The following is a 20,924-nucleotide window of genomic DNA, read 5'->3' as shown; positions in this document are numbered from 1 at the left end:
AGGCCTTGAACGGTACGGGCTCGACGCGACTGCGGACCGGATTCGGCGCCACGACGCTGCCAGCATGGATTGAACATTGGATCCATTTCTGCAACGGTTACGACGGCTGTTCCATAAAAACAATTCAGGATCTGCGCCGATGATTATTCGTCCATTCCCCTCGGCTGCCGCCTGTGGCAGGCCGTTCCTTGTTTATCCAGCAGTGGTTGCAGGAGGTGCGCGATGAGCGACCTCAGGCAAGTCGTCGACCAGGGGCCGATGCGCGGCTTCCAGTGGGTCGCCATAGCCGTCTGCGTCGTGCTCAACATGATCGACGGCTTCGATGTGCTGGTGATGGCCTTTACGGCCTCGTCGGTGGCCGCCGACTGGTCGCTGAGCGGCGCGCAACTAGGCATGCTGCTCAGCGCCGGGTTGCTCGGCATGGCGGCGGGCTCGCTGTTCATCGCGCCCTGGGCCGATCGCATTGGTCGGCGCCCGCTGATCCTGCTGTGTCTGGTGATTTCCGGCACTGGCATGCTGCTTTCGTCGCTCAGCCAGACGCCCACCCAGCTGGCGCTGCTGCGTGGCCTGACCGGGCTGGGCATCGGCGGCATTCTGGCCAGTAGTAACGTGATCGCCAGCGAATACGCCAGCAAACGCTGGCGCGGCCTGGCGGTCAGCCTGCAATCCACAGGTTATGCCCTGGGCGCCACCTTCGGTGGTCTGCTGGCAGTGTGGCTGCTGTCGCACTGGGGCTGGCGCTCGGTGTTCTTCGCCGGCGGCCTGATGACCTTCGCAGCCATCGTGCCGGTGTTGCTGTGGCTGCCCGAATCTCTGGACTTCCTGCTCTCCCGGCAGCCGGCCAAGGCGCTGGATCGGGTCAACCGCCTGGCCGCGAAACTGGACCGGCCGAGCTTGGCTGCACTGCCGGCGTTACCGGTCGGTGGCCACGGCAACAGCGGTGCCTTCGCCCGGCTGTTCGACCCCGAGCAACGGCGCAGCACGCTGCTGATCTGGGTACTGTTCTTCCTGGTGATGTTCGGCTTCTACTTCATCATGAGCTGGACGCCCAAGCTGCTCACCCAGTCCGGCCTGTCCGTGCAGCAAGGCGTCACTGGCGGTGTGCTGCTGAGCATCGGCGGTATCTTCGGCGCGACCTTGCTGGGGCTGTTGTCGGCGCGTTTTTCCCTGGCGCGGGTGCTGGCCGGCTTCATGCTGATCACCGCCGTGCTGCTGGTGATCTTCACCGGCCTGGGCTCCTCGTTTACCGCGGCGCTGGGCATGGGCCTGCTGATCGGGCTGTTTTCCAATGGCTGCGTCGCTGGCCTCTATGCGCTGTCGCCGTTGATCTACGGCGCGTCGGTGCGGGCGACCGGGGTAGGTTGGGCGATCGGTATCGGTCGCGGTGGGGCGATCCTGTCGCCGACCGTGGCCGGTTTGATGCTCGATGACGGCTGGCAGCCGCTGCAGCTGTACACCTGGTTCGCCCTGGTGTTCGTGGCTGCTGCGGTGCTGTTGTTGACCCTGTTGCCGGCCCAGAAGCCGCAGCAGATGACGTCGGCTCAGGCCTGACCCGCAACGGGCGCGAGGTTGGTCCTCGCGCCCGCTCCCTCACCAGAGCGCCAGGGTGTAGTCGATATGCAGTCGGGTCTGGTTTTCGTCGCGAAAGGCTGCGCCGGCAGCGAAATCGTTGCGATAGATCGAATGCCGCGCCTTCAGGCCGACGCCCTTGAAGGTGCCACTCTGGATCACATAGCCGATCTCCATCTGCAGTTCACGTTCCTTGAGGTCCGCGCCGCCCAGGGTCGGCAGTTCGATGTTGTCGCCGCGCAGGTAGCGCAGGCGCGTCTTCAGGCCGGGCAGGCCGGCAGCCGCGAAGTCATAGTCGTAGATCGCCTGCCAGGTACGTTCCTTGGGGTTGAGGAAGTCCGAGCTCATCGCCATCTCGCTGATCACCATCGACTCGGTGCCCGAGATATACGGCTTGGCCGTGTCGCCGCTCTGGTGCATGTAACCGAGGGTAAAGCGATGGCCGTCGATGGCATACGCGAACTGAGCGGCGAGATTGCGGTTATCCACTTTGCCGGCCTTGGCGCTGCCATCCTCGTTGCTGATAAAGGCGCGCAGGTCGGTGCTGAACAAGCCAGGCCCCACTGGCAGCTCGTGCAGCAGACCGAAGTATTCCTGGCGGTACAGGTCGGCGACCGAGGTGTGGTAGGCGCGCAGCTTCAGGCCTTTGCTGAGCTGGTAGTCACCGCCGAAGAACGCCGCGTGGGAGCTTTCTGCCGCCGGGTTGAAGCGTCGGTTCGGTGAGGCCACCGTCATGGCCTGGTAGTTGGTGGAGTCGCGGCGATTGATGCGGTCGAGGTAGCCGGCATTGAGGGTCAGATTCTCGATATCCATGGACTGCAGGTAAGCGCCGCGAAAGCTCTGCGGTAGCAGTCGCGCCGGGCTCGCGACGATGGACGGCAGGAACGGCGACACGTCGCCGACCTTCAGCACGCTCTTGCCGGCGCGAATCTTGGCGGTCGGCGCCAGGCGTGAATATTCATCCGCAGCCCGCCCACTGCTGGCGGAAACCGGCAGCAGCTCGGTGCCGCTGCGGTCAGGCGAGGAGTCCAGCTTCACGCCCAGCAGGCCGGTGACGTCCAGGCCGAAGCCGACATCACCCGGCGTGTAGCCGGACTCCATCTTGAGGATGAAACCCTGGGCCCATTCGCGGGCCGCCGACTTGGCACCGTCGTCCTTGTAGTCGCGATCCATGTAGTAGTTGCGGGTGGTCAGCTTGGCGCTGCTGCCCTCGACGAAGCCGTCGGCCAGGGCGTGGCCGGCGAACAGGGCGGGTGCCAGCAGCAGGCTGGTCAGTGAGCCGCGGCGAAGTGAACGGGAATCGAGCGCCCGGAGGTTGTGCATGTCATTGTCCTTTTATTGTTGTTTTTCGCCCCGCCGATGCGGGCGGTGGAGGCAGCGCTGGTTGCGTTGCGTGGGGCGAGAATGGAAAGGCAATGGCGGGTGGTCAATTCGCTTTGCTCGATAATCGAACGTTAAATAATTTAATTATTTTGTAAGTTAATAAAAATTCTCAGCTAAGTGATTGATGCGTCTCGGTTATCACCGAATTAGGCGGTCAGGCTGGATTACTTTCGTTATCCATTATCTTTGTTAATCTTTTTTCAGGCTTCGCAGGCTGCTCCTATCGGTGCCCTGCGAGCGACCACAACAACAATAAAATCGAGGGTTACCCATGGATACGTCATCGCGTCGTTCGACGCTGACCGTCACGCTGTGTTTTATCGTCGCGCTCATCGAAGGGCTGGACCTGCAATCGGCGGGCATCGCCGCTGCGGGCATTCGCCAGGCGTTCGAACTGGATCAGAAAATGATGGGCTGGATGTTCAGCGCCAGCATCATCGGCCTGCTTCCCGGGGCGTTCTTTGGCGGCTGGCTGGCCGACCGCATCGGCCGCAAGCGCGTGCTGATCGGCGCGGTCATCCTGTTCGGCATCTTTTCCTTGTGGACGGCCTTTGTCAGCAGCGTCAACGGCCTGCTGCTGGCGCGCCTGATGACCGGCCTGGGCTTGGGTGCTGCCTTGCCGAACCTGATCGCTCTGTGCGCCGAAGCAGTGGAAGAGCGTCGCCGCGGCACGGCCATCAGCATCATGTACTGCGGCGTGCCGCTGGGCGGCGCCATCGCGGCAGTGGTGGGCATGCTCGGTGGTGAAAGCTGGCAGACGGTATTCATCGTCGGCGGTGTGGCGCCACTGCTGATCGCTCCGCTGCTGGTGTTCGCGCTGCCCGAGTCGCGGGACTTCCGTGCGCAGCATCAGGGCGTTGCGCCAGCGCGCGAATCTACCGTGCAGGCGCTGTTCGGCGAGGGCCGTGCCGGTGCCACGCTGGCGCTGTGGGTCAGCTACTTCTTCACCCTGACGGTGATGTACATGCTGCTCAACTGGCTGCCGTCGCTGCTGCTCGCGCAGGGCTTCAGCAAGCCCCAGGCCGGCACCATCCAGATGCTGTTCAACATCGGCGGCGCCATCGGCTCGCTGCTCGGCGGCGTGCTGCTGGATCGTCGTGGTCGTACCGGCGTGGTGCTATTCGCCTATGGCGGCGTGCTGGCGTCACTGGCTGGTTTGGGCCTGGCGTCGGGCATGCTGGCCATGGCGATTGCCGGGTTCGCGGCTGGCTTGTTCATCATCGCCGCGCAACTGGTGCTCTACGCACTGGCGCCGCCGGCCTATCCGACTTCGGTGCGTGCAACTGGCGTTGGTGCTGCGGTGGCGGTGGGGCGCCTGGGCTCGGTCTCCGGCCCATTGGCTGCCGGGCAGATTCTCGCCGCGGGCGCCGGCACCACCGGTGTGCTGCTGGCAGCCTCTCCTGGATTGGTGATCGCTGCCCTGGTGGTGCTCGGCATGAGTCGGCGGCGCGCTGCCGAAGCGCCAGGCGCATCGACGACATCGCACTGAAGGCGCTGACCGATGAGCAGACTGACGCAATTGATTGGCCTGTTGCTATGCCTGGCAAGCAGCCTGGGCAATGCCGATGTGAGCACGCCGCCGCCGCTCAAGCTCGAACCCCTGGCGCGCTTCACCGTGAACCTCGAAGCGCCGGTCTGGGAGCTCGGTGCCGTTGGCCCGCAAGGCCAGCGGCGGATCATTCCGATCACCAGCGGGCGCTTCGAGGGCCCTGGCTTCAAGGGCAAGATTCTCAACAATGGCGCCGACTGGCAGCTGGTCGACAGCAACGGCCTGGCAATCATCGACACCCGCTATCTGCTGCAGACCGATGACGGCGCCCTGGTCTACTTGCAGACCAAGGGCTTTCGCCACGGCCCGGCCGAGGTACTGCGCAAGGTGGCAGCGGGAGAGCCAGTGGACCCGTCGCAGTATTACTTCCGCATCACCATGCAGTTCGAGACCAGCGACCCGCGCTACAGCTGGCTAAATGGCATGGTCGGTGTGGGCGGTGCGATGCGCCTGCAGAAGACGGTGATTTACGACAGCTTCATTGTGAAATGACCGGCGCTGCGGCGGCCTTGCGCCGCCGCACTAGCCGCCGCACTTTTCCACAGGCAATAAAAAACCCGCCGAAGCGGGCTTTTACTGACCAATGCCAACATCCTGTCGGCTGCCATCCTAGCTATGGTCACGTCATCCATGACCCTGAGCACGTCCTGTGCTGCAGGTATGGACATAGATTACGGCGCGGGCCGGGGTGTCACCAGAGCGAACCGGCGCGCCGTCGTGTAAGCCTTTGGCTATAGCGAAGCACCAATGTGACCGATTCGAGGTTATTCGGACGTGTGAACAGGCGGCTTTGGAAGGTGAGTGTCCGAATTCGGCATAGATGGTGATTTTGATTAATAGTTAATTGACATAACTATTTTTCAGGATTAGCTTCTGTTCATCGACAACCAAAACAAGAGCATTCCCCATGAGCAAGTACGAAGGCCGCTGGCAAACCGTCAAGGTCGATGTCGAAGAAGGCATCGCCTGGGTCACCCTCAACCGTCCGGAAAAACGCAACGCAATGAGCCCGACCCTCAACCGCGAGATGGTCGAGGTCCTCGAGGTGCTGGAGCAGGACGCCGAGGCCCGCGTACTGGTGCTGACCGGTGCTGGCGAGTCCTGGACCGCAGGCATGGACCTCAAGGAATACTTCCGCGAAGTGGACGCCGGCCCGGAGATTCTTCAGGAGAAGATTCGCCGCGAAGCCTCGCAGTGGCAGTGGAAACTGCTGCGCATGTACGCCAAGCCGACCATCGCCATGGTCAACGGCTGGTGCTTCGGTGGCGGTTTTAGCCCGCTGGTGGCCTGTGACCTGGCGATCTGCGCCGACGAGGCGACCTTCGGTCTCTCGGAAATCAACTGGGGCATCCCGCCGGGCAACCTGGTCAGCAAGGCTATGGCCGACACCGTGGGCCATCGCCAGTCGCTGTACTACATCATGACCGGCAAGACCTTCGACGGTAAGAAGGCCGCCGAGATGGGCCTGGTCAACGAAAGCGTGCCGCTGGCCCAGCTGCGCGACACCACCCTGGAACTGGCGCGCAACCTGCTGGAAAAAAATCCGGTGGTGCTGCGTGCCGCCAAGCACGGCTTCAAGCGTTGCCGCGAGCTGACCTGGGAGCAGAACGAGGATTACCTGTACGCCAAGCTCGACCAGTCGCGTTTGCTGGACGAAGAAGGCGGCCGCGAGCAGGGTATGAAGCAGTTCCTCGACGACAAGACCATCAAGCCCGGTCTGCAGGCCTACAAGCGCTGATCGCCTAGCCTTGTATTACGCGGCGTCCGCCATCGCGTCGCGAGCGTTTCCGACAACGACAACAATGAGGAATCACCATGCTGGACGTGCCCCTGCTGATCGGCGGCCGCTCGTGCCCCTCCCGCGACGAGCGCACCTTCGAACGTCGTAACCCGGTAACCGGCGAGGTGGTATCGCGCGTCGCCGCCGCCACCCTTGAAGATGCCGACGCTGCGGTGGCCGCCGCCCAGGCCGCATTTCCCGCCTGGGCGGCGCTGGCGCCCAACGAGCGTCGCACGCGCCTGCTCAAGGCGGCTGAGCAGATGCAGGCACGCGCCAGCGAGTTCATCGCCGCCGCCGGGGAAACCGGGGCCATGGCCAACTGGTACGGCTTCAACGTGCACCTAGCCAGCAACATGCTGCGTGAGGCGGCGTCGCTGACCACCCAGATCAACGGTGAGGTGATTCCTTCCGACGTGCCCGGCAGTTTCGCCATGGCGCTGCGCCAACCCTGCGGTGTGGTGCTGGGTATCGCGCCGTGGAACGCCCCAGTGATTCTCGCCACTCGCGCCATCGCCATGCCGCTGGCCTGCGGCAACACCGTGGTGCTCAAGGCGTCCGAGCTGAGCCCGGCGGTGCACCGGCTGATCGGCCAGGTGCTGCAGGATGCCGGCCTGGGTGACGGCGTGGTCAACGTGATCAGCAACGCGCCGGCTGACGCAGCGGCGCTCGTCGAGCGGCTGATCGCCAACCCGGCGGTGCGGCGGGTCAACTTCACCGGCTCGACCAAGGTCGGGCGCATCGTTGGCGAGCTGTCGGCCCGTCACCTCAAGCCGGCGCTCCTGGAGCTGGGCGGCAAGGCTCCGTTCTTGGTACTCGATGATGCCGACCTGGACGCCGCCGTCGAAGCCGCGGCGTTCGGCGCCTATTTCAACCAGGGGCAGATCTGCATGTCCACCGAGCGCCTGGTGGTCGATAGCAAAGTGGCCGACACCTTCGTCGCCAAACTGGCAGCGAAGATCGCTACCCTGCGTGCCGGTGACCCGGCCGACAGCGCTTCGGTGCTCGGCTCGCTGGTCGACACCTCGGCAGGCGAGCGCATCAAGGCGCTGGTCGACGATGCCGTTGGCAAGGGCGCGAAGTTGATCGCTGGCGGCCAGGTCGAGGGCAGCATCATGCAGGCGACGCTGCTCGACCACGTCACCCCGGCGATGCGCCTGTATGCCGAGGAGTCCTTCGGGCCGGTTGCCGTGGTGCTGCGCGGCAGTGGCGACGAAGAGTTGCTGCGCCTGGCCAACGACTCCGAGTTCGGCCTGTCGTCGGCGATCTTCAGTCGCGATACCACCCGCGCGCTGGCGTTGGCGCAGCGCGTCGAGTCGGGCATCTGCCATATCAACGGGCCGACCGTGCACGACGAGGCGCAGATGCCCTTCGGCGGCGTCAAGGCCAGTGGCTACGGCAGTTTCGGCGGCAAGTCGGCCATCGAACAGTTCACCCAGTTGCGCTGGGTGACCCTGCAGAACGGCCCGCGGCATTACCCGATCTAGCCCAGCGTTTGCGACATTCCTGCGTGTACCGGCTGCCTCTCTAGCGAGGCGGTGCGGTGCTGCGTGACGACAAGAACAACAGGGGCGATTCAGTCGCCCGCGTGGAGAAACGAAGTGAACGCCAATTCCGGACCGCGTTATCGCCAGGTGTCCATCGGCCGTTCGGCCGTTGAGGTCAGCGAGCGTCAGGGTGTGTTGCACATGCGCTCGCTGGAACCGCTGGCGCCCTTGCCACCGCGTTTGCTCGATCGACTGGTGCACTGGGCTGAGGTGCGTGGCGAGCAGACCTTTCTGGCCGTGCGCGGCGAGAGTGGCGAGTGGCAGCACACCAGTTATGCACAGATGCTCGACGCGGTGCGCGCCATCGCCCAGTGTCTGCTCGGCTTCGGGCTGAGCGCCGAGCGCCCCCTGGCGATTCTTTCCGGTAATGGCCTGCAGCACCTGCAGATCGCCCTTGGCGCCATGTACGCGGGCATCCCGTACTGCCCGGTGTCGCCAGCCTATTCGCTGATGTCCCAGGATCACGCCAAGCTGCGCCATGTTTGCGACCTGCTGCGGCCGGGCCTGGTGTTCGTCGACAATGCTGCGCCATTCCAGCGCGCCATCGACGCCGTGCTGCCCGCTGATGTGCCAGTAGTCACCGTGAGGGGCGATGTGGCAGGGCGGCGTATCATCGATTTCGCCAGCCTCCTGGCCCAGCCAGGTGGCGCCGAGGCCGAAGCCGCCTTCGCCTCCACCGGTCCGGATACCATCGCCAAGTTCCTGTTCACCTCCGGCTCGACCAAGCTGCCCAAGGCGGTGGTCACCACTCAGCGCATGCTTTGCGCCAACCAGCAGATGCTGCTGCAGACCTTCCCGGTGTTCGGGGAAGAGCCGCCGGTGCTGGTCGACTGGCTGCCTTGGAACCACACCTTTGGCGGCAGCCACAACCTGGGCATCGTGCTTTACAACGGCGGCACCTTCTATCTCGATGACGGCAAGCCGACGCCCCAGGGCATGGCGCAAACCCTGCGCAACCTGGGCGAGATTTCCCCGACCGCCTACCTGACTGTGCCCAAGGGCTGGGAAGAGCTTGTCAACGCTCTGGAGCAGGACGCGGCGCTGCGTGAGCGATTTTTCGCACGCATCAAGCTGTTCTTCTTCGCCGCCGCCGGGCTGTCCCAGAGCATCTGGGATCGCCTCGACCGCATCGCCGAGCAGCATTGCGGCGAGCGCATTCGCATGATGGCCGGCCTGGGCATGACCGAGGCGTCGCCGTCGTGCACCTTCACCACCGGGCCGCTGTCGATGGCCGGTTATGTCGGCCTGCCGGCACCGGGTTGCGAGGTGCGCCTGGTGCCGGTCGACGGCAAGCTGGAAGGGCGCTTTCGCGGGCCGCACATCATGCCGGGCTACTGGCGTGCCGAGCAGCAGACCGCCGAGGTGTTCGACGAGGCGGGTTTCTACTGCTCCGGTGATGCGCTCAAGCTGGCCGATGCCAGCAATCCGCAACTGGGCCTGATGTTCGACGGGCGCATCGCCGAAGACTTCAAGCTGTCGTCCGGGGTGTTCGTCAGCGTCGGCCCGCTGCGTAACCGCGCCGTGCTGGAAGGCTCGCCCTACGTGCAGGACGTGGTGGTCGCTGCGCCGGACCGCGAATGCCTGGGCTTGCTGGTGTTCCCGCGCTTCTATGAATGCCGGCAACTGGCTGGCCTGGCGGCGGACGCCAGCGACGCCGAGGTGCTGGCCAGCGCCGCGGTTCGTGGCTGGTTCGCCGATTGGCTGCAGCGCCTCAACCGCGAGGCCACCGGCAATGCCACGCGGCTGGAATGGATCGCTCTGATGAGCCAGGCGCCGTCCATCGATCGCGGCGAGATCACCGACAAGGGCTCGATCAACCAGCGTGCCGTGCTGCAGTGGCGCGCCGAGCAGGTCGAAGCGCTGTACCGCGGTCGTGACGAGTCGATCCTGCGTGCCGAGTCGCGACCGTGAACAGCGGCCAGTTCAGTGCATTCGAGGATGTGGCCATCATCGAGGCGCTGCGCACGCCCTGGAGTGATCTGAACGGGCCGCTGGCCCAGGTGTCGCCCATCGACCTGGGCATCAAGGTCGGCCGCGCCGTGCTGGCCCGCGCCGCCCTTGACCCGGCGGCGGTGGACGGCGTGTTCGCCGGCTCCATGGCCCAGGCCAGTTTCGACGCCTACCTGCTGCCGCGGCATATCGGCCTATACAGCGGCGTGCCACAGCAGGTGCCGGCGCTGGCGGTGCAGCGCATCTGCGGCACAGGTCTGGAGTTGCTGCGCCAGGGCGCCATGCACTTGCAGTGTGGCGGGCAGCTGGCGCTATGCGTTGGCAGCGAGTCGATGTCGCGCAACCCGATTGCCAGCTATGAACACCGCGGCGGCTTTCGTCTCGGCGCGCCGGTCGGCTTCAGGGATTTTCTCTGGGAAGCCCTGCTCGACCCAGCACCGGGCGTGGACATGATCGCCACCGCCGAGCGCCTGGCCCGTGAATACGGGATCAGCCGCGAGCAGGTGGACGCCTACGCCCTGAGCAGTCATCAACGCGCACTGCTGGCCCGCGATAGCGGCTGGCTGGCCGAGGAGATCGTCGCTGTCGGCAATGAACGTTTCGAGCTGGACGGTTATCAGGCCCGCGGCATCGAGCTGCCCAGGCGAGTTGCCGAGGTGACGCAGGATACCCACCCGCGACCCACCGATGCCGAGGCGCTGGCGCGGTTGAGCGCCATTCACCCTGGCGGCGTGCAGACCGCCGGCAACAGCTGCGCGGTGGTCGATGGTGCGGCGGCGGCTTTGGTCGGTCGCGTCTCCGACTGCTCGAAACCACCTCTGGCGCTGTTGCGTGCCTCCAGCGTGGTTGGCGTGGCGCCGGAGATCATGGGCATCGGCCCGGCGCCAGCCATCGAGCTGCTGCTGCAGCGCAGCGGCCTGGGGCTGGACGACATCGGTCTGCTGGAAATCAACGAGGCCCAGGGCGCCCAGGTGCTGGCGGTCAGTCAAGCACTGGAGCTGGACTCTGCGCGCGTGAATCAGCGCGGCGGCTCCATCGCACTCGGCCATCCGCTGGCGGCTACCGGCCTGCGCCTGGTGATGACCCTGGCGCGACAGTTGCGTGAAGCCAATCTGCGTTACGGCATTGCTGCGGCCTGCATCGGTGGCGGGCAGGGCATGGCGCTGCTGATCGAGAACCCGGGCTACCAGGCCTGAGGCCGTTCTACAGGGAGGTTGACCATGTGGCAGTACCAGGCGCCGCTGCGCGACATGCGTTTCGTGCTCGAACACTGGCTGCAGGCGCCGGCTAGCTGGGCTGAGTCGCCGGCATTCACCGAGGTCGACCTGCCGCTGGCGTTGCAGGTGCTGGAGGAGGCCGCGCGCTTCAGTTCCGGCGTGCTGGCGCCGCTCAATGCCAGCGGGGATCGCCAGGGTTGTCGCTGGCAGGCCGGCGAGGTCCGCACGCCATACGGTTTCGCCGCCGCCTATCGCACCTATGTGGAGGGCGGCTGGCCGGCTCTGGCCTGTGCGCCCGAGCACGGCGGCCAGGGCTTACCACAGGTGCTGGACGCAGCGCTGCAGGAAATGCTCTATGCCAGTAACCATGCCTTCTCGATGTACACCGGCATCGCCCACGGCGCCTACCTTTGTTTGCAGGCACATGCGCCGCAGGCGCTCAGGGAGCGCTATCTGCCGGCCATCGTCAGCGGGGAAATCCTGCCGACCATGTGTCTCACCGAGCCTCAGGCCGGCAGTGACGTCGGTTTGCTGCGTTGTTGCACCGAGCATCAGGACGACGGCAGTTATCGTCTTGCCGGCAGCAAGCTGTTCATCTCCGGCGGCAAGCACGACCTGACCGACGACATTCTGCATCTGGTGCTGGCGCGCCTACCGGATGCGCCGGCAGGCACCCGCGGCATCTCCCTGTTTCTGGTGCCCAAGCGGCTGGACGACGGCAGTCGCAATGCCGTGCGCTGCGACGGCATCGAGCACAAGATGGGCATCAGGGGCAGCGCCACCTGCTCGCTGAGTTTCGAAGGCGCCCAAGGCTGGTTGATTGGCGAGGCGAATCACGGTCTGGCCGCGTTGTTCGTGATGATGAACTCGGCGCGCTTGCATGTTGGTTTGCAGGGGCTCGGGCATGCCGAGGCGGCCTGGCAGAATGCGGCGGATTACGCCCGCGAACGTCGGCAGATGCGTGCGCCAGCCCGACCGGAAGGCGTTGCCGCTGCCCCTGCCGACCCCATCCATTATCACCCGGCCATGCGCCTGGCGCTGCTGCGCTTGCGCGCGGTCAGCCAGGGACTGCGCGCCATCGGTTACTGGGGGGCGCACCTGCTCGATCAGGCCGAGCATGCCGCGCTTGAAAGCGAACGCCAGCGCGCCGCACGCCTGGCCGGGCTGCTGACGCCTGTGATCAAGGCATTCTTCACCGACCAGGGGTTCCATCTGGCCAGCGAGGCGCTGCAGGTGTTCGGCGGCTATGGCTACACCGCGGAACACGCCATCGAGCAGACCCTGCGCGACAGCCGTATCGCCATGATCTACGAAGGCAGCAACGAGATTCAGGCCAACGACCTGTTATTGCGCAAGGTGCTGGGCGATGGCGGCGCAGCTCTGGATGAGTTGCTGGCGGTGTTCGAGCAGGAAGTGGCGGCGGGTGGCGAATATGCCGATCCGTTGAAAAAGTTGTGCGCCAATGTGCAGGGTTTGGTGAAAGGAATCTTCGCGAATGCCGAGAGCGACAGCGAGTACCCGTACCGAATCGCCGGCGATTTTCTGCATCTGCTCGGTTGGGCATTGCTGGCGTTCGCCTGGGCGCGTTCGGCACGGCTGGCGACGCCGTTGCTCGCCGAAGATCCCTGGCATCAGGAAAAGCTCGACAGCGCGGCGTTCTTCTTCACCTACCTGTTGCCGGAGACCGATCTGCGCATCGCTAGGATCGAAGCGGCTCGTGCACCGCTGGCGTTTCTGGCTTGACGGCCGCTCTCGATCCGCCGGTGTGTGGCGTGTAGAGGAACGGTAGCAATAGTAGGGGCAGCCGTTCCCACAATGGATCAGTGATGCCCGATTCTGCCTTCAAACGGCTTATCCCAAGCCGCCTTAGCCGTTGACCTTATGCAGCAATCGCAGCAGCTGCGCACGCTCATCCTCGTCCAGGGCAGCGGTAGCGGCTTCATCGCTGGCTACAGCGATGGCCTTGAGTTTGCCGAGTAGGGCGATGCCGGCTTTGGTGAGAAATACGCCATAGGCGCGTTTGTCCTGCACGCCGCGCACGCGCTGGGCCAGGCCACGGCTTTCCAGCTTGTTAAGCAGCGGCACCAGTTGCGGCGGCTCGATGGCCAGTTGGCGCGCCAGATCCGCCTGCATCAGGCCTGGCTCGTTGTCGATGATCACCATGGCGGTGAACTGTGCCGGGCGCAGGTCATGCTCGGCCAGGTTGCCGACCAGGTGCTGGAAGACCTTCATCTGGGCGCGGCGCAGCGCGTAGCCGACCAGGGTATCCAGCCAGTTGTCAGGCAATGCATCGCCTCCACTCTGGGGCAGCGGCGAGATGTCCATTTGGCTGGAAGTGTTGCTCATGACGGGAGGCTTCTTCAGTTAAGCGAATTAAGCATTCTGCACGCTGGCGCAGCAACTAGCCAGTAGCGTGCGGGAAGGTCGCAAGGTGGATTTAGCCTGAGCGGGGCTTTTAGGCGGGGGGTCAGGCGCGTTTTTTGGTGTGCGGGGAGCGGTTGAGCTTCTCCGCACTGAGCCGGCGCTGGCCTTCGCCGTCGACCCAGCCGGCTTCCCAGGCGGCTGCGGGGATGCTGTCGGCAAAGGGCAGGCCGTCCGAGGCGTTGCCGGCCAGGCCGGCCATATAGCCCTGCTGGTAGGCCTTGGTCAGGCTTTCCAGGCTCCAGTGCTGCTTGTCGTCGTGTTGGCTCATGGGCGGTTCGCTAAGCGTGCTTGCAATCCATGCTAGCCAAATCCGCCGGGCCGAAGCCGCCCACCGGTCACGGATTTATGACCGCTGGTTTTTTTTGTGACGCAGTCGTCGCGGGCCAGGCCCTGCTTCACACCGCCAGGGCGAGAATGCTGGCCTGGTAGGCGGCGGCAAAACTGTCGAAGTCGCCTTCCTCGTGGGCTTCCAGTTCAGCCTGTTCATGCAGAGACTGGCGCGCGGCCTGCTCGAACTCGGCCTGTTGCTCGGCACTCAGCGGCTGGCCACGGAAATGCTCGGCATGACGCTTGCTCTGGCGCAGTGCAAAGGCGGCGAAGGTTTCGCCTTGCTGCAGTTCGGCCAGCACCTGGGCCGACGGCGTCAGGCTGGCATCGTCGATTTTCGCGCGCTGGGCCTGCAGAGCGGCGCCGTGGGCGTCCGTTCCCTGGCTGCGATCGAGCAGCTCGCTGATCGCTTCGATACCGTCGAGCAGCTCGTGGGCCCAGCTTTGCAGGACTACCGGCGCACCGTGGCGCTGCAGGTGCAGGCCGGGGCGACGCCCGTCCTTGACCACCTTGAGGAAGTTGTCCGAGCAGCTGCCGCATTCGCCATTGCTCAGCTGCGGGCTGTCCTGCAGGGCGCAGTAGAGCAGGAAGGCGTCGAGAAAGCGCGATTCGGCAAGATCGATGCCCATCGGCAGGAACGGGTTGATATCCAGGCAGCGCGCTTCGACGTACTGCACGCCACGGGCCATCAGTGCCTGGATCGGCCGCTCGCCGCTGTAAGTCACACGTTTCGGGCGGATGTTGGAGTAGTACTCGTTTTCGATCTGCAGCACGTTGGTATTGAGCTGCAGCCACTCGCCGTCCTTCTTGGTGCCGATATTCACGTATGGCGGGTACGGCGTGCCGACGGCCTGGCGCAGGCTGTCGGTGTAGCTCGCCAGGTCGTTGTAGCAGGGCGTAAGGCCGGCCTGGGCTTCGCTCTGGTAACCCAGATCGCTCATGCGCAGGCTGGTGGCATAGGGCAGATAAAGGGTGTCGGCGTCCAGCTCCTGGAGCTGGTGCGGGCGGCCGCGCATGAAGTTCTTGTCCAGCGCCGGCGAGGCGCCGAACAGGTACATGAGCAGCCAGCTGTAACGGCGGAAGTTGCGGATCAACGCAATGTAACGCGAGGACTGGTAGTCACGCGCGCTGCGCCCGTCACCCTCGGCTTGCTGCAATACGGCCCACAGCTGCTCGGGCAGGGAGAAGTTGTAGTGGATGCCGGCGATGCACTGCATGGTCTTGCCGTAACGCAGGGCCAGGCCCTTGCGATACACGTACTTAAGCTGGCCGATATGCGAGCTGCCGTACCGAGCGATTGGAATGGTCTGCTCATCCGGTAGCGGGCCGGGCATAGAGGGGCTCCACAGGTACTCACCGTCGAGCTTGCTATACACGAAGCGGTGGATGCGCTCGAGCTCGGCCAGAGTCTCGCCTGGGTCTGCCGCGGTACCGGTGATGAACTCGAGCAGCGACTCGGAATAATCCGTGGTGATCTGCCCATTGGTCAGCGCCGAGCCCAGCGCGGCGGGGTGACCGCTCAGCGCCAGCTGGCCGCTTTCATCGACGCGCAGGCATTCACGCTCGATGCCATGTAGGCACTGGGAGAGCAGGGACAGGTTGGCGTGCTCGCCGAGCAGAGCCAGACGGCGGGAGAACAGGTCGCTCAAGATTGCATTCCTTCACGCAGCGGTCGCCCCAATATGGGGGTGGACGCTGGACTCTACAAGGGGCGAATTGCTGACGTTGGTCGTCTGGCGAAAGGGATATACGTTTTAGCGACACACGCAGGCGGCTTTTGGGGCTCGGCTGCGTGTGACGTGGGCCTTAGCGTCCGTTCACGATCTCCATGGGCATGAAGCGGCAGCTACTAGGCAGAAGCGGACATCCAGCGATATCGTAGGAGGGGCTTCAGCCCCGAGCTTTTTATCAGGGCCGACAAAGAGCTCGCGGCTAAAGCCACTCCTACAAAAGCAGCAGCGATCTATGTTCGCTCCCGCCCCTTCGCTGCCAAAATTAAAGATCACGAACAGGTTCTCAGAGGCAGGCGAAGGTGGCCTGGGCCTTGGCCACCAGCTTGTCATGCTGGTGCACTTCGGCTTCGATCACCTGGGTGCGGCGGCCGGCGTGGATGACCCAGGCGCGGCAGCTCAGGTCGCCTTCGGTAACGCCGCGGATGTAGTTGACCTTGCACTCCAGGGTCACGCTGCTCGGTTCGCCATCGGTCAGGCTGTGGCTGGCCTGGCCCATGGCGGTGTCGATCAGCGAGAACAGCGCGCCGCCGTGCAGCTTGCCGTGCAGGTTGCGCAGGCCGTCATGCATGCTCAGGGCGATGATCGCCTCACCGGCTTCGGCCTTGACGATTTGCAGGCCCAGCAGGCGCCCGAAGGCGCTGCTCTTGCCGATTTCATCCGCGGATTCACTCATCGCTTACTTCCTCAGCTGCTTGGCGTTGGCGAACAGCGCGGCCATGGCGGCATTGGCCGGAGCCGGTTTTTCCTGGCTGGAGTGGCGCTCGCTGCGCGGCGCCTGGCCACCTTTGCCACCACCCTGACGACCGCCGCCACGGGGACCATCGACTTTCTCGCCGGGGGTGTCGCTCATGCGCATCGACAGGGCGATGCGGTTGCGCGGGATGTCCACTTCCATGACCTTGACCTTGACCACGTCGCCGGCCTTGACCGCCTCGTGCGGGTCCTTGATGAATTTCTCGGACAGCGCCGAGATGTGCACCAGGCCGTCCTGGTGTACACCGATGTCGACGAAGGCGCCGAAGTTGGTCACGTTGGTGACCACGCCTTCGAGGATCATCCCCAGTTCGAGGTCTTTCAGCGTTTCTACACCTTCCTGGAACTCGGCGGTCTTGAACTCGGGACGCGGGTCGCGACCGGGTTTTTCCAGCTCGCTGAGAATGTCGCTGACGGTCACCTGGCCGAAGGTCTCGTCGGTGAACTTCTTCGGATCCAGTCGCTTGAGGAAGCCCGCATCGCCGATCAACGAACGGATGTCGCGACCAGTGTCGGCGGCGATGCGCTGTACCAACGGGTAGGTTTCCGGGTGCACAGCGGAGGCGTCCAGCGGGTTGTCGCCATTCATCACGCGCAGGAAACCGGCGGCCTGTTCGAAGGTCTTGTCGCCCAGGCGCGGTACTTTCTTTAGGGCGTCGCGGGTCTTGAAGGCGCCGTGAGCATCGCGGTGGGCGACGATGTTCTGCGCCAGGGTTGCGTTGAGGCCGGAAATACGCGCCAGCAGGGCGCTGGAGGCGGTGTTGACGTCCACGCCCACGGCGTTCACGCAGTCTTCCACCACGGCGTCCAGGCTGCGCGCCAGCTTCAGCTGGGACACATCGTGCTGGTACTGGCCGACACCGATGGATTTCGGGTCGATCTTCACCAGCTCGGCCAGCGGGTCCTGCAGGCGACGGGCGATGGATACGGCGCCACGCAGCGATACGTCCAGATCCGGAAACTCCTTAGCCGCCAGCTCCGAGGCCGAGTACACCGAAGCGCCGGCTTCGCTGACCATGATCTTGGTCATCTTCAGGCCCGGGTATTTCTTGATCAGCTCGATGGCCAGCTTGTCAGTCTCGCGGCTGGCGGTGCCGTTGCCGATGGCGATCAGGTCGACGCCATGCTTGGCGCACAGCTTGGCCAGCACGTTGAGGGTGCCGTCCCAGTCATTGCGCGGTGCGTGCGGGTAGACGGTGGCGGTGTCGAGCAGCTTGCCGGTGGCATCGACCACCGCCACCTTGCACCCGGTGCGCAGGCCCGGGTCGAGGCCCAGGGTTGCGCGCGGGCCTGCGGGGGCGGCCAGCAGCAGGTCGTGCAAGTTGCGGGCGAAGACGCTGATCGCCTCGTCCTCGGCGCCTTCACGCAGCTCGCCGAGCAAGTCGGTTTCCAGGTGGGTGTAGAGCTTGACCTTCCAGGTCCAGCGCACCACTTCGCCCAGCCACTTGTCGGCGGCGCGGCCCTTATTGGAAATACCGAAACGCTCGGCGATCATGCCTTCGCACGGGTGCAGGGTGCCTGGCAGCTCTTCGCCGACCTTGAGGCTGGCGTTGAGGATGCCCTCGTTGCGACCGCGGAAGATCGCCAGGGCACGGTGCGACGGAGCGCCCTTGAGCTTCTCGTCATGTTCGAAGTAGTCGCGGAACTTGGCACCTTCCTCTTCCTTGCCGGCTATAACGCGGGCGCTCAAGGTGGCGTTGTCCTTGAGGAAACCGCGCAGGCTACTGAGCAGGCTGGCGTCCTCGGCGAAGCGCTCCATGAGGATGTACTTGGCGCCTTCGAGCACCGCCTTGGTGTCGGCGAAGCCTTTCTCGGCATCGATGAAGCGTGCCGCTTCGGTTTCCGGCGTCAGGCTCGGATCATTGAACAGCGCGTCGGCCAGTTCGCCGAGGCCGGCTTCCAGTGCGATCTGGCCCTTGGTGCGACGCTTCTGCTTGTAGGGCAGGTAGAGGTCTTCGAGGCGCGTCTTGGTGTCGGCGAGGTTGATTTCGCGGGTCAGCTCAGGAGTCAACTTACCCTGTTCCTCGATGCTGGCCAGGATGCTGGCGCGGCGATCGTCGAGCTCGCGCAGGTATCGCAGGCGCTCTTCCAGGTTGCGCAGCTGGGTATCGTCGAGGCTGCCGGTGACTTCCTTGCGGTAGCGGGCGATGAACGGCACGGTGGAGCCTTCATCCAGCAGCTGTACGGCGGCGGCGACCTGTTGCGGGCGCACGCCCAGTTCTTCGGCGATACGGTTGTTGATGCTGAGCATAGAAGACATGAACCTGACTCGGAAACGATGAAGAACCGGCCTCGCTCAGGATGGCCGGACGATAAAGCGGCGCATTATAGCCACGCAACGCTGCGCTCAGGCCACCTGCCGCTGGCGCCCGTCAGACCGCGAATCCGGGCGAAGTGCGCCAACGCCAGCGAAAAATCTGCTAACAATGGACAATACGTGGTCTATACGGCCTCTGAGCCATAATGCCGCCGTTCAGCCGGGCGCATCGCGCCGCGGACTCTCGGTCAAGGAGCCTCTATGAGCAGCACTGCAGTACAACCGGTCGAAGGCGAGAAGATTCTGATTGTCGATGACGACGCCCGCCTGCGTCGTTTGCTCGAGCGCTTTTTCGATGAACAGGGCTATCGCGTTCGCGCCGTTGAAAACGTCGAGCAGATGGACCGCCTGCTGTCGCGCGAGCTGTTCAACTTGGTGGTGCTCGACCTGATGCTGCCTGGTGAAGACGGCATGAGTGCCTGCCGCCGTCTGCGCGCCTCGAACAATCAGGTGCCGATCATCATGCTCACCGCCAAAGGTGACGAGGGCAGTCGCATCCAGGGTCTGGAAATCGGTGCCGACGATTACCTGGCCAAACCCTTCAACCCGCGCGAACTGCTGGCGCGCATCAAGGCCGTGCTGCGCCGCCAGGCGCCGGTGGTACCGGGCGCGCCGGGCAGCGAGGACGAGACTGTCACCTTCGGTGATTACGAGTTGTCCCTGGCCACTCGCGAGCTGAAGAAGGGCGATGAGGTGCATATGCTCACCACCGGCGAATTCGCCGTGCTCAAGGCGCTGGTGCAGCACGCCCGCGAGCCGCTGACCCGCGACAAGCTTATGAACCTGGCTCGTGGCCGTGAGTGGGATGCCCTGGAGCGTTCCATCGACGTACAGATTTCCCGCCTGCGTCGGCTGATCGAGCCGGACCCGTCCAAGCCACGCTATATCCAGACAGTCTGGGGCGTTGGCTATGTGTTCGTGCCGGATGGCAACAAATAAAACCGTTATGAAGCGCATGAGGGCTGGCAACCGATGTCAGCCCTCGTTCGTTTAGCTTCCCGCCTCTCGCGTTCTGCCCGGCTCCTGTTTCTATGAAAGCTCCACTCTGGTTTCCGCAAAGCTTCTTCTCGCGCACCCTCTGGTTGGTGCTGATCGTCGTGCTGTTCTCCAAGGCGCTGACCCTCGTCTACCTGATGATGAACGAGGACGTGCTGGTCGACCGTCAGTACAGCCACGGCGCGGCGCTGACCCTGCGCGCCTACTGGGCAGCGGATCCCGAGGATCGCGCCAATATCGCCGAAGCGGCGGGGCTGAAGCGGGTGACGCGCGCCGAAGTGCCGGCCAGCGAGGAGCACTGGCCGTACAGCGAGATATTCCAGCGGCAGATGCAGTCCGAGCTTGGTCCGGATACCGAAACCCGGGTGCGGGCCAAGAGCCCGCCGGCGCTCTGGGTGCATGCGCCGACGCTCGGTGAGGATTGGGTGCGTGTGCCGCTGTATCCACACCCGCTGCGTGGTCAGCGCATCTGGAGCGTGCTGGGCTGGTTCCTGGGTATCGGCCTGTTGTCCACAGCTGCCGCGTGGATCTTCGTGCGCCAGCTCAGCGCGCCGCTCAAGCGCCTGGTGATCGCTGCCCGCCAGTTCGGCCAAGGCCGCAGCGTGCGCCTGCCGGTGGGTGATACGCCGAGCGAAATGGCCGAGGTGTACCGCGCCTTCAACCAGATGGCCGAGGATGTCGAGCAGGCCGGGCGCGAGCACGAGCTGATGCTCGCCGGGGTATCACACGACTTGCGCACGCCGCTCACCCGCTTGCGGCTGTCCCTGGAGTTTCTCGATCACGATTCGGAACTGACCGACGACATGGTGCGCGACATCGAGGACATGGATGCGATCCTCGATCAGTTCCTGGCCTTTATCCGTGACGGTCGTGATGAGCCGGTTGAGGAGCTGGAGCTGACCGAGCTGATCCGCGAGGTAGTGGCGCCCTACAACCAGAAACAGGAACAGGTGCGTCTGTTCCTCGAGCCGGTGCCGGCCTTTCCACTGCGCCGGGTGTCGATCAAGCGATTGATCGTCAACCTGATCGAGAATGCCCTGCGCTATGGCGGCGGCGCCGTGGAGATCGTGCTGTCGATCGCCGATGATCACAGTGCGCCCTACGTCGTGCTCAGCGTGCTGGATCGTGGCGCTGGTATCGACCCGAGCGAGCTGGGTAGTATCGTCAATCCGTTCATTCGCGGCGACAGCGCCCGCGGTGGCAAGGGAGCCGGGCTGGGCCTGGCCATCGTCAAGCGCATCGCCTCGCTGCACGGCGGTAGTGTTGAACTGCGCAACCGTTCCGGCGGAGGGCTGGAGGCCCGTATCTGCTTGCCTCTGGGTTTGTTGTTACCACGCGACGCCGCCTGATTCTCGACTAGGCTGTGTACTCGATGCAGGCAC

Annotated in this window: 16 protein-coding genes; 10 read left to right on the top strand and 6 right to left on the bottom strand. The window is 64.5% G+C overall.

Translation table 11 applies throughout. The annotated features are described in order from the left end of the window. Nucleotides 1-222 precede the first annotated feature (222 nt). Nucleotides 223-1,551: an MFS transporter gene (locus PVA39_RS20450; protein ID WP_274125601.1), complete on the top strand. Its 1,329-nt coding sequence runs from the start codon at nt 223-225 to the stop codon at nt 1,549-1,551. Nucleotides 1,552-1,590: 39 nt separating this feature from the next. Here the strand turns inward: PVA39_RS20450 and PVA39_RS20445 are convergent, their stop codons facing one another. Beyond that, nucleotides 1,591-2,892 carry an OprD family porin gene (locus PVA39_RS20445; protein ID WP_274125600.1) on the bottom strand — a complete coding sequence of 434 codons (1,302 nt, stop codon included), beginning with the start codon at nt 2,890-2,892 and terminating at the stop codon, nt 1,591-1,593. Between the two features lie 331 nt (nt 2,893-3,223). Between PVA39_RS20445 and mhpT the strand changes: the two genes are divergently transcribed. From mhpT to PVA39_RS20410, 7 genes are all read left to right on the top strand, one after another. Beyond that, on the top strand, nt 3,224-4,441 hold the full coding sequence (mhpT, locus tag PVA39_RS20440) for a 3-(3-hydroxy-phenyl)propionate transporter MhpT (RefSeq protein ID WP_274125599.1): 1,218 nt from the start codon (nt 3,224-3,226) through the stop codon (nt 4,439-4,441). Nucleotides 4,442-4,453: 12 nt separating this feature from the next. Beyond that, nucleotides 4,454-4,993, top strand: coding sequence for a DUF3237 domain-containing protein (locus PVA39_RS20435; RefSeq protein WP_274125598.1), 540 nt, complete (start codon nt 4,454-4,456; stop codon nt 4,991-4,993). A gap of 415 nt (nt 4,994-5,408) precedes the next feature. Next, nucleotides 5,409-6,239 carry a p-hydroxycinnamoyl CoA hydratase/lyase gene (locus PVA39_RS20430; RefSeq protein ID WP_274125597.1) on the top strand — a complete coding sequence of 277 codons (831 nt, stop codon included), beginning with the start codon at nt 5,409-5,411 and terminating at the stop codon, nt 6,237-6,239. 77 nt (nt 6,240-6,316) lie between these two features. Beyond that, nucleotides 6,317-7,765 (top strand): aldehyde dehydrogenase, encoded by a 1,449-nt coding sequence (locus PVA39_RS20425; protein WP_274125596.1) that lies wholly within the window; start codon nt 6,317-6,319, stop codon nt 7,763-7,765. Between the two features lie 114 nt (nt 7,766-7,879). After that, nucleotides 7,880-9,736, top strand: a complete 1,857-nt coding sequence (locus PVA39_RS20420; RefSeq protein ID WP_274125595.1) for a feruloyl-CoA synthase — start codon at nt 7,880-7,882, stop codon at nt 9,734-9,736. After that, nucleotides 9,733-10,971, top strand: coding sequence for a thiolase family protein (locus PVA39_RS20415; protein ID WP_274125594.1), 1,239 nt, complete (start codon nt 9,733-9,735; stop codon nt 10,969-10,971). The genes PVA39_RS20420 and PVA39_RS20415 overlap by 4 nt, the downstream gene beginning before the upstream one ends. A gap of 24 nt (nt 10,972-10,995) precedes the next feature. After that, nucleotides 10,996-12,735, top strand: a complete 1,740-nt coding sequence (locus PVA39_RS20410; protein ID WP_274125593.1) for an acyl-CoA dehydrogenase family protein — start codon at nt 10,996-10,998, stop codon at nt 12,733-12,735. 123 nt (nt 12,736-12,858) lie between these two features. On the opposite strand, the gene PVA39_RS20405 is transcribed toward PVA39_RS20410, so the two are convergent. From PVA39_RS20405 to PVA39_RS20385, 5 genes are all read right to left on the bottom strand, one after another. Then, nucleotides 12,859-13,317 carry a MarR family winged helix-turn-helix transcriptional regulator gene (locus PVA39_RS20405; RefSeq protein WP_274125811.1) on the bottom strand — a complete coding sequence of 153 codons (459 nt, stop codon included), beginning with the start codon at nt 13,315-13,317 and terminating at the stop codon, nt 12,859-12,861. 142 nt (nt 13,318-13,459) lie between these two features. Beyond that, a complete protein-coding gene (rmf, locus tag PVA39_RS20400; RefSeq protein WP_274125592.1) occupies nt 13,460-13,684 on the bottom strand; it encodes a ribosome modulation factor in 225 nt (74 codons plus the stop codon). A gap of 127 nt (nt 13,685-13,811) precedes the next feature. Then, nucleotides 13,812-15,392, bottom strand: coding sequence for a glutamate--cysteine ligase (gshA, locus tag PVA39_RS20395; RefSeq protein WP_274125591.1), 1,581 nt, complete (start codon nt 15,390-15,392; stop codon nt 13,812-13,814). A 367-nt stretch (nt 15,393-15,759) separates the two neighbouring features. Next, nucleotides 15,760-16,149 carry a PaaI family thioesterase gene (locus tag PVA39_RS20390; protein ID WP_093507122.1) on the bottom strand — a complete coding sequence of 130 codons (390 nt, stop codon included), beginning with the start codon at nt 16,147-16,149 and terminating at the stop codon, nt 15,760-15,762. A 3-nt stretch (nt 16,150-16,152) separates the two neighbouring features. Continuing rightward, complete coding sequence (locus PVA39_RS20385) at nt 16,153-18,480, bottom strand: Tex family protein (protein ID WP_274125810.1); 2,328 nt, start codon at nt 18,478-18,480, stop codon at nt 16,153-16,155. Between the two features lie 267 nt (nt 18,481-18,747). On the opposite strand from PVA39_RS20385, the gene ompR reads away from it, so the two are divergent. Continuing rightward, nucleotides 18,748-19,485, top strand: coding sequence for an osmolarity response regulator transcription factor OmpR (ompR, locus tag PVA39_RS20380; protein WP_013793112.1), 738 nt, complete (start codon nt 18,748-18,750; stop codon nt 19,483-19,485). Nucleotides 19,486-19,577: 92 nt separating this feature from the next. Then, complete coding sequence (locus tag PVA39_RS20375; RefSeq protein WP_274125590.1) at nt 19,578-20,891, top strand: ATP-binding protein; 1,314 nt, start codon at nt 19,578-19,580, stop codon at nt 20,889-20,891. Nucleotides 20,892-20,924 lie beyond the last annotated feature (33 nt).

Origin of the sequence: Pseudomonas sp. CNPSo 3701, from assembly GCF_028674975.1 — a bacterium.
Classification (GTDB): domain Bacteria; phylum Pseudomonadota; class Gammaproteobacteria; order Pseudomonadales; family Pseudomonadaceae; genus Aquipseudomonas; species Aquipseudomonas straminea.
The sequence above is the reverse complement of the archived record's forward strand: the minus strand, read 5'-3'. Positions and strand labels throughout refer to the sequence as shown.